Source organism: Rothia sp. HMSC061C12 (assembly GCF_001815755.1).
Lineage (GTDB): Bacteria > Actinomycetota > Actinomycetes > Actinomycetales > Micrococcaceae > Rothia > Rothia mucilaginosa.
This window is the reverse complement of the sequence record NZ_KV821867.1, coordinates 21,602-35,900: the sequence shown is the minus strand read 5'-3', so window position 1 is coordinate 35,900 and position 14,299 is coordinate 21,602. Positions and strand designations below refer to the sequence as shown.

Annotated in this window: 8 protein-coding genes and 1 CRISPR repeat array; of the genes, 1 reads left to right on the top strand and 7 read right to left on the bottom strand. The window is 58.1% G+C overall.

Going from position 1 to position 14,299, the window contains the following annotated elements; all coding sequences use genetic code 11:
* Window positions 1–352 precede the first annotated feature (352 nt).
* Window positions 353–1,432, bottom strand: a complete 1,080-nt coding sequence (locus HMPREF3055_RS04715; protein WP_070738293.1) for an S-layer homology domain-containing protein — start codon at window positions 1,430–1,432, stop codon at window positions 353–355.
* Between the two features lie 488 nt (window positions 1,433–1,920).
* Here HMPREF3055_RS04715 and HMPREF3055_RS04710 point away from each other — a divergent pair, with 488 nt between their 5' ends.
* A complete protein-coding gene (locus HMPREF3055_RS04710; protein WP_083303625.1) occupies window positions 1,921–2,703 on the top strand; it encodes a nicotinamide mononucleotide transporter in 783 nt (260 codons plus the stop codon).
* Window positions 2,704–2,857: 154 nt separating this feature from the next.
* Here the strand turns inward: HMPREF3055_RS04710 and HMPREF3055_RS04705 are convergent, their stop codons facing one another.
* From HMPREF3055_RS04705 to HMPREF3055_RS04675, 6 genes are all read right to left on the bottom strand, one after another.
* Window positions 2,858–3,922: an aldehyde dehydrogenase gene (locus tag HMPREF3055_RS04705; protein ID WP_070604701.1), complete on the bottom strand. Its 1,065-nt coding sequence runs from the start codon at window positions 3,920–3,922 to the stop codon at window positions 2,858–2,860.
* On the bottom strand, window positions 3,922–6,708 hold the full coding sequence (gene cas3u, locus HMPREF3055_RS04700) for a type I-G CRISPR-associated helicase/endonuclease Cas3g (RefSeq protein WP_070738291.1): 2,787 nt from the start codon (window positions 6,706–6,708) through the stop codon (window positions 3,922–3,924). Before cas3u ends, HMPREF3055_RS04705 begins: the two co-directional genes overlap by 1 nt.
* Entirely contained in the window at window positions 6,701–8,290 is a 1,590-nt protein-coding gene (gene csb2 / locus HMPREF3055_RS04695; protein WP_070738289.1) for a type I-G CRISPR-associated protein Csb2, read from the bottom strand. Before csb2 ends, cas3u begins: the two co-directional genes overlap by 8 nt.
* A gap of 1 nt (window position 8,291) precedes the next feature.
* Window positions 8,292–9,581, bottom strand: coding sequence for a type I-G CRISPR-associated RAMP protein Csb1/Cas7g (gene cas7u, locus HMPREF3055_RS04690; protein WP_070604696.1), 1,290 nt, complete (start codon window positions 9,579–9,581; stop codon window positions 8,292–8,294).
* Between the two features lie 1,139 nt (window positions 9,582–10,720).
* Complete coding sequence (cas2, locus tag HMPREF3055_RS04680) at window positions 10,721–11,020, bottom strand: CRISPR-associated endonuclease Cas2 (protein WP_083303624.1); 300 nt, start codon at window positions 11,018–11,020, stop codon at window positions 10,721–10,723.
* Complete coding sequence (locus HMPREF3055_RS04675) at window positions 11,020–12,630, bottom strand: CRISPR-associated endonuclease Cas4/Cas1 (protein ID WP_070604691.1); 1,611 nt, start codon at window positions 12,628–12,630, stop codon at window positions 11,020–11,022. The genes cas2 and HMPREF3055_RS04675 overlap by 1 nt, the downstream gene beginning before the upstream one ends.
* Before the next feature lie 1,356 nt (window positions 12,631–13,986).
* Window positions 13,987–14,299: direct repeats of the CRISPR family, unit length 27 nt; unit sequence CCTCAATGAAAGTCCCTCCGAAAAGGA.

The following is a 14,299-nucleotide window of genomic DNA, read 5'->3' as shown; positions in this document are numbered from 1 at the left end:
CTCTCCCCCACCGATGGGTGGTGAGGCGCCGCGTTTTCCTTGCTCTTTGGTGTGGGTTTCGTGGGCCCACGAGGAAGGAAACTAGTCTTCACACAGTATTAAGTAAGGCAACCTTTAACTTACCTTCTAGGTAATACTTACTTAGCGCACAGGATTTTGCAAGATTTTAGGCATATATAACGCAAAATTTCATATGCCAGGCACAGCCTGTCACTAAAACTCCCCGAGGTGCGGCAATACGGGGCATAGCGAAACCCCCGCCTCCAGCAAAAGCCAGAAGACGGGGGTTTCACGCAACCCCAACAGGCACGCGCAGTGCCGGGGGTAGCTAAATTTAGGAGCCGTACGAGAATTAGGAAACGTACGAGAAGTCAGTGAACAGCAGGTTCTGCAGCTTGTAGCGGCGAATGAAACGAGCCAGCTCCGCGCGAGTAGTCGGCGCGGTCGGGTTGAACACACCCGAAGAATCCAGCACGATGTCGTTCGCGCCAGCCCACGCAACGTAACGGTGCAGAGTACCGGCACCGAGCACGTCGCGGAAACGAGAACCAGCAGCCTCGTTCATTTCAGTCAGCTGAACCTCCGCGTTGTACTGGAACAGCACAGCCGCCAGCTCCTCGTGAGAAACCGGTGCGGTCGGGTCAATCTTGTCGCCGCCGGTGAGCGGCTCGGTAATCTTGCGGTCACGAGCCCAGTGCAGGGCGTTCGCGGTCGGGCGGCCTGCCGCATCCGCGAAGGGTGCAACCTCAGAGTTTTCGCTCACGCCAGCGTGACCGGCAGCGTGGTTCAGCAGAGCAATAAGCTCCTCACGGGTCACGGGGCGGTCCGGCTCAAACGCGCCAGTCTGCGGGTTCGGCATCAGCCACTTCTTCTGGTTCGCCATGCGGATATCCTCGGCGAACGGGTGGCTACCCGGAACGTCCTCGAAAGAAGTCTTCAGAATCTTGGTCTCAGCCACGGGGATGCGCGCAGCAATCTGGTGGGTAATCTCCTGGCCCCACGGGTCGGAGCAAATATCCAGCTGCAGGGCGTGGTCGACACCCTCACCCTGCATCAGCTCGATGGGGAACTGGTCGCTACCGCTGAAGCTGTCAGCGTCACCGTCAAATTCGGGGGTGAGCGGCCAGGAGCGCAGAGTTTCGAAAGAGTCGTTACGAACGTAGCCGTGGCGTACGGTCAGGGTGGTGCCTTCGGTGAGGAATTCGCGCAGACCGTGTGCAGTGTAGTTGACGGTCATACCGGTTTCGGTGATGGTGGCACGCTGAATAACGAGGCGCGGGCCTTTAGTTTCCTCGGTTGCCGGGGCAAGGTTTGCGGGAGCTTCGTCAGCCTGAGCGGCCTGTGCCTGCAGGGTCAGTGCGCCTGCAGCGGCGGCGGCGGAAGCACCCTTTACGAAAAATCGTCGTGAGAGTCGATGGGTAAGCAAGGGCATGATTGTCCTATTCAGTTCTTGTTTGAGTTGAGTGAGTTACGGGTGGCAGGATGCGCGGACAGCGGCGTAAACGGTGAGTGAGGCCGATACGTTGGGTTCCCTCCCCTGTGTGCGTGAGTGAGACGTAGCATACCGGGGTGCGGGTGTCTGTCGGGCGGATGTGCGGTGAGTGAGACCGGCGCGAGTTCCCTGACCCAGTCATCTAGCGTACCTTAAGGTCTCCTTAAAGCGAAGACGAAACGGCGGTGATTTTACGCCCATTTTCGGTGTTCAACGAAGTAGGGGCGTTATCTGGCAAAGTTTGCCGGAAGTTGGTATGGGTTTTTGATGGGGTGATTTTGAATTACCCAATGCCGCGGTGTTCCGAGATGTGGAATATGTGGGTTTCTGAAGTTTTATGTGTGACACGCCAATTCAACCCCTTTTCAAAGAGTTATAGTTATTGGTACCCTATCACTGTTCCTATATTCTCAACAAAGGAGTTACCCATGGAGGCCAAGGAATTCTCAATCGAGAAGGCCCTCCTCTTCTTCGCCAAGTCCAAGTACGCCGACATCTTCGGCGTGGCACTGGTTATCGCCATCGCAATCGCCTCAGGATACCTGGGCACCAGCCTCGCTAAATACGTCGACTGGGGCCCAATCACGAACTTCATTCCCCTCGGCGTAATTTCCGTGATTAACGTGGGTATTTCAATGATGTCTACCCGCCTGACCGGCCGCCTCTCAAACATCGGCAACGTGCTCGGCATTATTAACACGGCACTGTCTGGCGCGATTGATTACATTCTGGGCAACAAGGCAGCAATCATCACCTACCCGGTCACGTTCATCGTGTACACCTTCGCGATTCGTAGGTGGCAGAACTCCGAACGCGGCAAGGCGATGGAACCGCCGACCGGCAAGAAGGGCCAGCTGATTATTAGCGGCATTGTGGTCGGTTCGTTCGCGTTCTCCCTGATTGCGAACTATGTCGGTTACTATCTGATTGCGAACAATGTCGGTTACGATGGCAAGACCTCGTTCCTGTTCTGGATCACGACCGCAGTGTTTGGCCTGTCCCTGTCAGCGAACATTCTGAACGCACTGAAGCTGACGATGCAGTGGCAGTTCTGGTTCGCGTACAACACCGTGCAGTGCATCAAGGCGCTGACTCAGGGCAACTTCGCGAACGTCGGCAAATACATTTTCTACATCATCAACAGCGTGGCAGCGCTCCTGCTGTGGACCCGAAGCGGCACCGCAGCCAAGGGTACCGTGGCGGTGGCGTAAAGGGCAGTTCCCTAGCGCACCAGCTACCGCATATCCACCCAGCGATATGTAGACACTCATAATAAGTAGAGGGAGGGGCCCTCCGGCAATACGACCGGAGGGCCCCTCCTCTGCATTGTGCGGGCATATTTGCCCGCTCCTATAAGCGGCTAGGTTAGCCCAGCGGAATCGCGCTACCCTTCAGAACCTGACGTTCAGGAGCCGAGTCACTACCCACCTTCGCGATGGGGAAAGCAACAAACGCCTGAACGCCCTTCTCACGAAGAATCGCCTTCTCATCCGCCAGCTCGGACACGAAAATGTCAGAGCTCAAGGAACCGCGTTCCATCGCCTTACCGACCTCGTCAACCACCCTACGGTAGGGGTGGCTGCGCAGCACGGTTCGCAACCGGGCAGGCGTAACCCTTCCGGAGGATACCGGAAGAACCATGAGCCGCGGGTGCAAAGCGTTGTACGGGTACGCACCGGGGGTTACACCAATCCGGTGGATCTGGTGAATCACCGGGAAGTTCGCAATACCCACCAGCGCGCAGAAGGCGAGCGCGGTATCGGTCGGCTGCGGGACGGTGAAACCGGTTCCGGTTCGAGAATCCGGCTTCTTATCCAGCGAGTCGTGCAGGGTTTGCCCGGTAATACCGCTGAGCATCGCGGAAGGTTCCCAGGTTGCCAGGTCCGCGCACATCAAACGCAGACGGTCCTTGACGAACTCCTGACCCTTGTTGCGAGTTTTCATCTCCCAGCGGGATGCACCGTGGTCGGGGCGAGGGGCCTTGGCTTCAAAACGCCAGTATGCCGGTTCACCCAGGCCAGAGATCCAGAGCAGGGACAGCAGGTCGTCACGTTCCATCAGCGCATCCAGATGAGCCTGTCGGGTCTTCTGGTGAGAAGCCCAGTCGTCCGGGTACTTCTCCGCGTCAATTCCGCGAATACGCGGTGAGAACGGGGAGAAAACAGCGGTTTCCTTACCCGCGCCGTAGGACTGGTCAACGTTCACCCAGCTGTCTTCAGCGGCCAGGGAAGAAACGTAGGAGTGCACGCACTCGGCAATTTCTTCTTCTGACACGCCTTCAGCATGCATTTGGGCGCGCGGCTGGCCTTCCTGAGACCAACCTACAGTGACGGTTCCGGGGTGCTTCTGCTCAACCATCAGGGACAGCCCGTAGAGGGCAAAATGGGTCAATGCCGAGGTGTAGTCACCGGCAATAGTCAGCGTTGCCATTAGTGTCCCTCCCGTGAAATCTGAGCGTCTGCTGCGCGTTCGACGGCCTCAAGGTAGGCGGTAGCGTACGGGCCGTAGGTGCGGCTCGTCTGCTCCATGAGGTTGTCCCAGTAGCCGACGTTGAAGAGTCGGTTCGCCTGTTCCTTGAGCGCTTCGTAGTCCAGCCCCTCGGGCAGGTAGCCTTCCTTGAGCAGGAAGTCTGCGTCGTGGGCGAAGGAGAACCGGCCGTGACCGTGACTGCAACCGATGATGCGCAGCACCAGGTCGCGGTGCTCCCCCACCTTTTCGGGCGAGGCGGCAACCATAAGCGCGGACAGCTGCTCGTGACGCCAGCCCCTCGGCAGGGCGCTACGGCTACGGGCACGGTACGCCTCTGCCACGGAACGGCGGCCACTCTTCGCGAGCGCGCCCGTCTCCGCATCTGCACCTAGCATCTGCTGGAAGCGCAGGTCGCGTTTGCCCTCGTCGTGGTACTTTGCCGCCAGTTCCAGGGCCTCCGAGAATTCCGGTGCCAGGCCGAGGTTCTCGGCAAGCTGGCGGGTACGCTCAGCAACATCGTTCTGGTGGTCGTCCAGAAGAACGGGACCAGCCGGGGCCAGTTCCTGAGCGATATCGGAACCTTCAACAAACTCTTCGTCGGTCACAACGGCGTACCAGGCGATAACTTCCTGACCGTCCTCAGCCTCGGTAGTAAGTTCAGAAGCAATCCTCGTCTCACTGCCCGAACTTTGGCTGTCGAGCAGCTCCGCTACTTCTTCGGGCGAGAGACCCAGGTATTCCCTGAAGTCTTTCTCACGGTCCGCGCACTTCTCGTACACGTAGAGCTTGATGCCCTTGGGGAAGGGCACAGCCTCCAGCTTGTCCTTCGTGGAGGGAAGCTCACGCTGAGTCACGGCAATGCCCTGGTTCGTGAACGGAACACTGCCCATGTCAAGAAGCAGAACGTCACCAGGAGCCAACGACTGACGGCTCTCTTCCCCATGGTCAGCATCCTGCCACAGGGAAATTTCACCCTGACGGTAAAGGAATTTACGCGGCTTCACGCCGTGCTCATCCTGGTAGTCCAGAATCTCCTGGAGAATCTTCAGATTCGCAGGGAAGGTCTCCAGGTCGCTCGGTGCAAAGTAGCTGGTCTTGAGAATCTCCATGGCGGCAGAAGTGTTGCTCGGCAGGTTATCGCGCACGATAACACCGCCCATTGCGGTTTCTGCATCCAGGGAGTCGTGCAGCCATAGGTCAAGGTCCGGCTCATCGTAGGGATTCTCGTCGGTACGCGAGAATTCCAGCAGGTCAGGCCATTCCGGGCGCTGGTAGAGCAGACGCTCCGGGGAGGACTGTACCGGCGGGTTCTTCACCATTGCGGCGGGGTTCACCGACGGATTCTCAGTACCGTTGAGAGCCTCGAGCCATGCATACGCATTGCTCAGGTCGACCGCCTTGTAGGGAGGCGCGTCCTTCTTTACCGAGTCACCGCTCGCAGGCTCAATAACGACGACCTTGGAATCCGTACGGTGGCCCAGACGGTTAACACGTCCGAAGCGCTGTGCCAAGGAAGAGGCCGGAGCCAGCTCGGTCACCAGGTCAGCAAAGTCAACATCAATACCGACTTCGAGAGTCTGGGTGGCCACAACAACCTTCACGGACTTATCGCCTTCGGTAGTGAAGAGGTCGGGGTGCAACTTTTTCAGGTCGTACGGGCGCATGCGTCCTACGAGAAGCTGAACTTCATCCTTTCCAAGCACCTTATCCTTGGCGAGTGCTTCCTTGATAGAGATAGCCGTCCGCACATGATTGACAATACAACCAATAGTGTGGGCTTCCTCTGCGCCTCCCCCCGCCTCACGGTGAGCAAGGAACTCCTTAATAGCCCCCACAGCAGCATCCACGACCGCACGGTTACCGGGCTTACCATCCCACTTATCAATGGGGTGGAGCATCAGTTCCTTGTGCGAGTAGACACGTTTGTGCAGCTCTTCATCATTCGGCTTATCGAGAGCCTCAATATCAACACCCAGGGTGGTCGATCCGCTGTCCTCAGTGGAGGGGGTAGCGGTCGTCTCAACCACCTGCAGGGTGGGAACGCCCAGATTCACCTCACGCTTCTGCAACTCGGCAATACGCTGAGTGGTATGCAGCAGCTGACGGTTCATGTGTGCCTCATCGAGCACCATGACGGTGTCCATGGTCAGCAGGGCGGTCTCACGCGGGCGGGCAGCCTTGGTGCTGCCATAGCCACGGAAGAGCGCTCGTGAACCGTACATGTCGGGGGTTGCGGCAATGATTGCGCAGGCCGAAATGTCGGTCACCGGCAGGGCGCGGTTCGAGAGTTCACCACGGATGTGGCCAACTTCGAAGGGGGCGCGCCCCTCCTCGTCGTTGCGGGTCTGGAAGCTCTGGAGAGCTTCAGCAACCCTACGCAGAATATCGGACTCGTCGGATTCATTAGCGAGTGCCTTCCCCATGCGGTCGAGAATCTTCTCGCGGGCGCGATCTGCCTGGCTGTCGACCAGCGCGCGGCGTCCCACGGTCACGCAGAGGCGACGGGGAACGCGCGGCGCGGCGCCAACCGCGGCGAGCGCATTCGCGAAGAGGTGGATATCAACCACGGAGGACTTACCGGAGCCGGTCGGTGCGTTAATACGTTCCGGCCATACTCCGTGCTCGCAAATGTGGTCGAGTACCTCTTCCTGCCAACTGAAGGGCGCGTACCCTCCATTGAGAGAGGCAAAGAAGTCACCGAACTCTTCACGGGTGATGGAGGGCAGCGCGGTAGTGGGGCTAGTCATGCTCTTCCTCCTTCTTACGGCGGTCATACTCTTCGGTGGGCACGTCGAATGGAACCAGCAGGCCGCCGCCCATGTGGCGGGACTGGCCGATGGCTACGAGGGTCGTGTCCGTTGCCAGGTTGCCGAGGTCTACGAAGCCGCGCCACGGCTCGGCGGGCAGAGTGCGGGGCAACTTGTAGGCGTAGGCGGCGGGGTTCTGGGTTACTCGGTGAGCTTCCAGAACCTTGGCTTCAGCCTTTTCCTCAACCTGATCCCTCAAGCTACGAACTCGTTCACGTGAGGTTTCAGCCTCGGGCGCCTCGAAGCTGTCACGCCACACGTAGGCCATGGAAAGCAGAGCGGCGTCAGCGAAGGTCCAGGCCTTCGTCTCAGCCTTCTTCGGGCGGTTGAAAACGCGCGATTCGGGAACGGCCGCGCTGAGGGTACGCCACAGACGCTTGTACCCGGTCTTGGGAGCATCCCAGAAACCCTGTGCGGGCAGGCGCTTCTGACGAAGCTTCACGGTCAATCGGGGGAAGTCCTGAGCGTAGAGAGTTTCTACGCTCCTGAGTGCGATACCGAGTTCTACTGCCTCATCGGTCGGGGCGCTTGCCGGGACCAAGACGAGCAGGACTCCCTTAGACTTCACCTCACGACGCAGATAGTCGGGCAGGTAGCGGGCAGTCAGGTACTGGAGCGCCAGGCTGTTGGCCGGCTTGTGACCCTTGGGGTACCTGCCGGTGATGAGGCTGGGCGCGCCGAATCCTGCGGCAGCTACGAGAGCCTTGTGCAGCAGGGAGCTTGCCTTGACGTACTGTTCGGGCTTCAGCTCTTCACCATCTACTTCAAGGAGCCACAAGTATTCCCAGGGGCTGGTGGAGGTTTCAGCCTCCACAGGCTGGTACTTGATGGATCCCAGGCCAGCGGTGGGTACCGATGAGGGGCGCATCGTGTCACTCGCTGCGGTCTTGTCGCCTGCTTTGGTGGGAACCTTGGCGGGGTACGCTTCTGCATGAGCACGCATGAGCGCAACGGTTCGGCCGGGCAGGGGTACGCGGACGGGCATACCGCCTGCTTCGAAGGGGGTCGACTTAGTGTCGATGGTGTGGGTGGGTTCCACGTCTCCGGTGTAGAGGGCGGTGAAGCTGCTGGCTTCTCCGAGGGAGGGTACTTCGCCGCAGAGCTGGGTGATAGTTTCCGCGATGTCTGCGGGCACCTTATCGTACTGCCAGCCGATGGTGTCGGATACAGCCCAGCCGTCGGATACGGCGCGACGTTCGGTCTGCCGCCCGTCCTTGGTGGAGCGCGCTACCTCGCGGTACATGAATCGGCTCATCTTGTTGGGTGAGCGGTACACGGGGCACATGTCGGGAAGCTGCAACCCGGTCGGGGGGTTCTCCTCAAGCCATTTGAGGGCCTTGAGAGATTCTTCCGAGGGGGCAAGTTGCCCGTTTTCGATAATTGCGTGAGGTCCCTGCGCGGCCGCGCTGAGGAGCGCGGCCTGCAAGCGGGCAGGGTCGGGGAAGGCGTCGGGGCTTCCGTCTGCCTTGTGGCCCTGGTATACGCCGAGCGGGAACCTCGCGAGAATTCCGAGGTTGGTCATATTATTCAGCGTCCTCCGCGGTGGCGTTCGCGATGATGATGGAGTTGCCGTCGACGTTGAAAGTCTGGCCATTCCAGTCAGTCACGCCAGCCTTCTTGGCGTTCTCGATAGCTTCGAGGAGCAGCTGGTCGGTGTGTTCAACAGTCAGAGGTGCGAAGGGCTTCTTCTCACCGAAACGCTGGTCGAGGGTGACAACGGGTGCGGCAGATTCAATCAGGTCACAGTTGGCACGGATGTAGAGCTCACGCTCGGCACGGGCGATAGCGTTGAGGCCGAGCGCGGCGAGGAGTGCACGCGCAGCAACGTTCTTGGTTTCGTCCTGACCGAAGCGCAACTGGCGCAGGGTGGCGAGGCTCAGTACCCAGGAACGGATGATACGACGGCAGGCAACAGCACCGGTTTCTTCGAGCGAGGGCGGGATGCTACCCAGGCCGAGAGTGGATGCGGAGATGCGAGCATCAGCCTTGGCGGTCTTTACTTCCTTGCGGCGTGCGGCAACATTCTTGGCGCTCAGTTCAGCTTCCTGGTCATCGACGAGAGAGTTAAGTTCCTTGGCGCCAAGCTTTACGCTGGCGGCTACGGCGTCGACGCGGGCGCCGCCACGGCGTGCCTGTCGGTGTTCAGCGCCAGGATCCTGGTCTGCGAGGACGCCGATAATTTCACCGACGAGGGCGCTACGCAGGCGGACCTGGTTGCTCTTGCGGGTGGAGTCCCATGCGCCGAAGAGGAGCGCTGCAGGGGCGGTGTTGAGCAGTGCGCTCATGTCTGCGGGGGTGCAGTTGCGCAGTGCACGGTACTGGTCGTTTTCGGTGATAGGCTTACCGTCGACGTGACCGGCGCGGAAGTGGCCGTCGAAGACGCGGTGGGAGAGCTCCATGTCGCTGTATTCGACGGGGCCGTTTTCGGTCTGGTAGGTGACGACAGCGCGGGGAATCTTTACAGCCGCTTCGTCGCCGTACTGGCAGCCCTGTTCAATGGCGGCTTCTGCGCGATTGAGTTCGGACTGCTTGCTGTCGATGAGGACTACCTTCTGAGACTTGCCCTTGACAGCCTTCTCGGCGTCCTTGGATTCTTCTTCCTTCTTGGATTCGTCCTGGCCTTCAGGCTTCTCTACGATGTAGCGGGTTTCGTAGGCGAAGACGGACTTGGAGCCGTCAACGAACTTGGCGGGTGCCACTGATGCGTGGGGGCCTGCGGCAGGTTCGAGTTCGGTGATGGAGGTGATGACGGAGCCGCCGCCGAGCTCGAGGTTATCGAGGAGATCGGCGAGGGTGATGGTGTTCTGGGACATGATTGTCTCCTTAGGTAGTGTGTGCACATCTCGCGTCGATGCGTGGGTTGTGCACGATTTTTTGTTGTATAGCTTTAAGCTACTCTGCTTTTTCAAATGGTGCGCGCGTTTTCGTCACGCCGCTATTTCAAGGACGGTAATGCCCCTGAATCTGCACTGTAACCGCCTTGTTTAGGCACTATTCAGCGCAGCATCAGGGGCATTTAGTTGCATAAGCTGGTCAGTATATAGAGAAGGCTAGAGTCTGGCCCTGTTTTCTTGCTATACTCTGGGATTGAGTCTGCTGCAACAGAACTCAAAACACCCCGCTTATTGCGGTATCAACGTACTTCAAAGCCGCCTACTGCGTTTCCGTCGTGGTGGGCGGCTTTTGCGCACTTCCTGACACATGCACGACTACACAACTATTAGAAGCAACAATGACGAGCGGTAGCCCACCGGTATCTGCACTAGAGATATGTACATTCACAGAAGTATTATCACAATCTACATGCAGAGGACTCGCAATCTCACGCACTTCCAGTACCCCTTCGGAATACGCCCCCTGACCTCCATTCACGATGGAAATATATCCCAGGTGGACAAGGATGGGCTTCAGCATCACCTCCCATACCACCATTCCGAGAACATTCACAAACACACCCGTGATTACCGTCACAACATACACATTAGGGTCAACCGCAGCACCTAGCACTTTAGATTCCCTTCCTTACTGTCGCTTCATTCAAACTGACCCACACCAGTTAGGGGGCTCAGACTGTGAGCTATGCGACTCAAGCTCGTTCAGCACCTAAATCATAGCACATAAATATAGAACTGATAGCAGAAAATCTACGTAAGAATTTTGGGAATTTTATGCCCCCAACCCGTAAGAAAGGCAGGTTGGGGGCGTTCAAACAACGAAAGCTCTCGACGATAAACCGCCGAGAGAACTACAGCGTCAGTCCTATACCAGATAGCAAAAAATCTACGCCTCAATGAAGGCCGACACATGAGCGTGCCAGATTTAAGCGGGTTATATTGCTACGGTCTAAACAAGACGACTACTCTATTATCCCGTCTTTGCCATCAGTCCGCAATCGAACTCGTCATTCCTCCACTCCCCTGCCGCGCGTCGCTAGCGAATGAGCAGCACGCGGCTAGAGAATGAGCGCATCCGATTCGGTCACCTCGCGCACCCGGCCAATGTAGCTGAAGGTCGGCTCGTCAAGGCGGGCTAGTAGCCCCAGGTCGCAGAAGAGCACCGAGTCCTCGTCCGGATCGATGAGTTCCTGAACTTCGTCTTTGATGCGTCGCACCTTGGCGGGGGCCGCATCCACAATGAAGACACTGTACTGGATACGGTCCCCGTAGCTGAGAATGAGCTTGGCCAGCTTGGCGCGCCGCCGGTCGCTGGGAACGTCGTAAGCAATGAGTGTTCGTCGGGCGTCATCACGCATTATCGTACGGTCACCCCCGTGTACTCGCGGGTGGTTCCGTTAATGACGCCCAGGAGCATGCGAGCCTGCACCTCAATAGCGCGGCGCCACGTCACCGAATACCCGTAGGTGGGGTGGGTAATCTCCGTGGCCATTCGCTTCTCGAACGCGGCGATGACAGTCTTCCGTCCTTCGGGCGTGAGACGGTAGCTGCCACCAACCGCGGTGAAGTGCGCCGCTTTGACCTGCTTCCTATTAATAAGAGAAACCACCACGGAATCCGCGATGACTGCACGGAACTCTTCCATGAGGTCAAGCGCGAGCGCCGGCTTATTGCGAGAGCTGCTGTGCAGGAACCCGGCGTGAGGGTCGAGCCCGCACGTGAGAATCCCACGAATACATTCTGAGCTGAGCAGCCCGTAGGCGTAGTTCAGCAGAATGTTGATGGGGTCGTTAGCGCCTCTCCCCTGCCGCCCGGTCCAGGTCCAGCCGAGTTCGGTGAGCACGTCTTCTTTGAGCATGGTCGCAAAGTTGCCGAAGTAGAGCGAGGCGGCTTCACCTTCGATGCCGAGCAGTTCCGGGATTGAGGTAGCTTGCGGCGTGTGCTTCTGAATGTCTCGCATAGCGCGGCATACATCTGCGGCGTGGCCGTTGCGGCGCAGCAGGGTCGCTTGGTTTGCGATTTTGCTGGCAATCATGGCGGCCGCTATAGGCAGGTGCCCCTGCGCTGAGAGGACATGCTGTTGCACGCGGGCCAGCCCATTCGGTCCGGTGCCGGGTTGCGACCAGCCGTAGACTCGGCCGGTGCTGGAGCACCAGATGATGGTGCAGTTGCGCCACATGAGTTCTCGTAGAAGCGCAGAGGAAACGTCGATGTTTCCGTGGACCACGAGGCTGTGCACACGTTCGAGGGGTACGCTGCTGATTGTTTCACCGAGGTGTTGCACGATGAGGCGTCCTTGCTGGACGGTCGCTCTTGATCCTTGCGTGGTGAGGTGCGCTACTTGGCTGTCGGGGTTGCTGGCGACGACACGTGTAATGTTTTCTTTTCCGTGGGATTCGTCGGGTAGGCACACGGAGATGTGGGAGCACCAGCTGCAGCGGGGTGAGTCTTCGAGGGGTTGCGGTGCTGTCGGGTTGTCGATGAGTGCGCGGGTGGTGCGCACGTATTCTTCTGCGGTGCGGATGTCTTCGTCTGAGATGTCGACGGGCACGGTTTTGTTGTGGTTGGTGAAGTGCACCGCGCATTCGCTGACGGTTTCGCCGGCTTCTTCGAGGCAGATTTTCTGAAGGGCAAGCTGCACCCTGTGGGCGGGCGTGACGGATGCGTTGCGGCGTACGGGGGTTGCTTTGTATTCGATGATGCGGGTAGAACCGTCTTCTTGCGGTTCGATGGCGTCGCACCGTCCGGTGAGTCCGAGGCGTGTTGATGAGATGGTGACTGCGCGCTGTTGTGTGCCGCGGGATGTTTTGGGGTCGTCGACTCGTTTGTGGGCGGATTGCCCTTCTTGCATTTGCGAGGTGTCGGTCTTTTCGCCATTGGATTCGATCCATGCGCGGCGGGGGCAGTACACGGTGTGCATGACGAGTGAAATAGGAAGTTCGTCGCCTGCACTGTAGGGGGTAGACATCGGTGTCTCCTTGGTGTGAGCGAATATGGTGGGCAGTCTGCTTTGGCTGCTTGGTTTTGAGGGTAGCACCACGGTGTGGTGTTTTGGCTTATCAGCGACTTTATGACGCAGGGTCGGCGTGTTGAGTTTTCTGCTTGGAGGTGTGGATGAGGCGGGTAGCAGCTGGCGGGTGGGGTTTGCGGCTGGTGTTTTAGCCTGGTTGCTTCCTGCACGGCAAAAAGGAAAAGCTCCGTTCCTGGACTGTGATGGGTCCACGAACGGAGCAGGAATAGGTTAGGGAAAGTCCCTACGAAACCGTAGGGAAGGTTGAGGTGTTTCCTGCGCAAGCAGGGATGAGCCGCCCGCCTCAATGAAAGTCCCCACAAAACCGTAGGGAAATGCACCCTGCCCACGCCGCATCGCCACCCCTTCCAGGCCTCAATGAAAACCCTTCCGAAAAGGAAGGGAAAAACATCAGCCGGCAAGCTGCCAACGTTGGAGACGTTGCCTCAATGAAAGCCCTTCCCAAAAGGAAGGGAAATTTGTCAGCCACATCAGCAGAATGCGAGCATAACGGCCACCTCAATAAAAGCCCTTCCAAAAAGGAAGGGAAATCTGCGTTGGCTCGTGAGGGCATGCTCGGCGAATCTGACCCTCAATGAAAGTCCCTCCCAAAAGGAAGGGAAATATCCGACCACCTCCATAACACCAGGAGATAGAACTGCCTCAATGAAAGCCCTTCCAAAAAGGAAGGGAAATAGCTGACCGAACGCACCGACGGTCTCAATCGCCGGGCCTCAATGAAAGCCCCTCCAAAAAGGAAGGGAAATCGCCGCGCGGGTCTTCCAGCTCAAGAACGGTTACCTTCCCTCAATAAAAGCCCCTCCAAAATGGAAGGGAAATCCGGGGCGGTGAGTTCGCGCCCTCCGGCGATAGCGATGCCTCAATGAAAGTCCCCACAAAACCGTAGGGAAATGCAACGGCATGTGCAACGGCGTTCATCTGGACTCAGCACCTCAATGAAGGTCCCTACAGAACTGTAGGGAAATCGCACCCTGACCCAACGTAATACCACGCTCAGCCATGCCTCAGTGAAAGCCCCTCCAAATAGGAAGGGAAATCTGCCGACAGGAGGGCATCTAAGGTCACATCGAAGCGGCCTCAATGAAAGTCCCTCCAAAAAGGAAGGGAAATGGTCATGAAGAGCCTGGCACAGATGGTCTTTGGCGGGCCTCATTGAAAGTCTACACCTCAAGCTGCTGAACAAACGGTCCAGCAGTCATCCTGGACCATCACAACAGTCTAGTTTCTTGAAAGTCCCTCCGCATAGGAAGGGAAATGGTGCTGTTATCTTCGCTGTTGCAGTCAGAGCTGTGGCCTCAATGAAAGCCCCTCCCAAAAGGTAGGGAAATTGATTCGCTGGAAGAATTCAATCGTCACGCCCTGGCCTCAATGAAAGCCCCTCCGAAAAGGAAGGGAAATCTGCGTTGGCTCGTGAGGGCATGCTCGGCGAATCTGACCCTCAATGAAAGTCCCTCCGAAAAGGAAGGGAAATAGCCGAACGGCGATAAAGCGAACGTTCACTATTCACCCCTCAATGAAAGTCCCTCCGAAAAGGAAGGGAAATGCAGTCTGTAGGTGCTGTGGATGCTGTTTTCAAGCCCCTCAATGAAAGTCCCTCCGAAAAGGA

What these genes read in the sequence shown, in the direction of transcription:
- HMPREF3055_RS04705 (WP_070604701.1), bottom strand. Translation starts at nt 3,922, where the DNA reads ATGGCAACGCTGACTATTGCCGGTGACTACACCTCGGCATTGACCCAT.
- cas7u (WP_070604696.1), bottom strand. Translation starts at nt 9,581, where the DNA reads ATGTCCCAGAACACCATCACCCTCGCCGATCTCCTCGATAACCTCGAG.
- cas3u (WP_070738291.1), bottom strand. Translation starts at nt 6,708, where the DNA reads ATGACTAGCCCCACTACCGCGCTGCCCTCCATCACCCGTGAAGAGTTC.
- HMPREF3055_RS04675 (WP_070604691.1), bottom strand. Translation starts at nt 12,630, where the DNA reads ATGTCTACCCCCTACAGTGCAGGCGACGAACTTCCTATTTCACTCGTC.
- HMPREF3055_RS04715 (WP_070738293.1), bottom strand. Translation starts at nt 1,432, where the DNA reads ATGCCCTTGCTTACCCATCGACTCTCACGACGATTTTTCGTAAAGGGT.
- cas2 (WP_083303624.1), bottom strand. Translation starts at nt 11,020, where the DNA reads ATGCGTGATGACGCCCGACGAACACTCATTGCTTACGACGTTCCCAGC.
- csb2 (WP_070738289.1), bottom strand. Translation starts at nt 8,290, where the DNA reads ATGACCAACCTCGGAATTCTCGCGAGGTTCCCGCTCGGCGTATACCAG.
- HMPREF3055_RS04710 (WP_083303625.1), top strand. Translation starts at nt 1,921, where the DNA reads ATGGAGGCCAAGGAATTCTCAATCGAGAAGGCCCTCCTCTTCTTCGCC.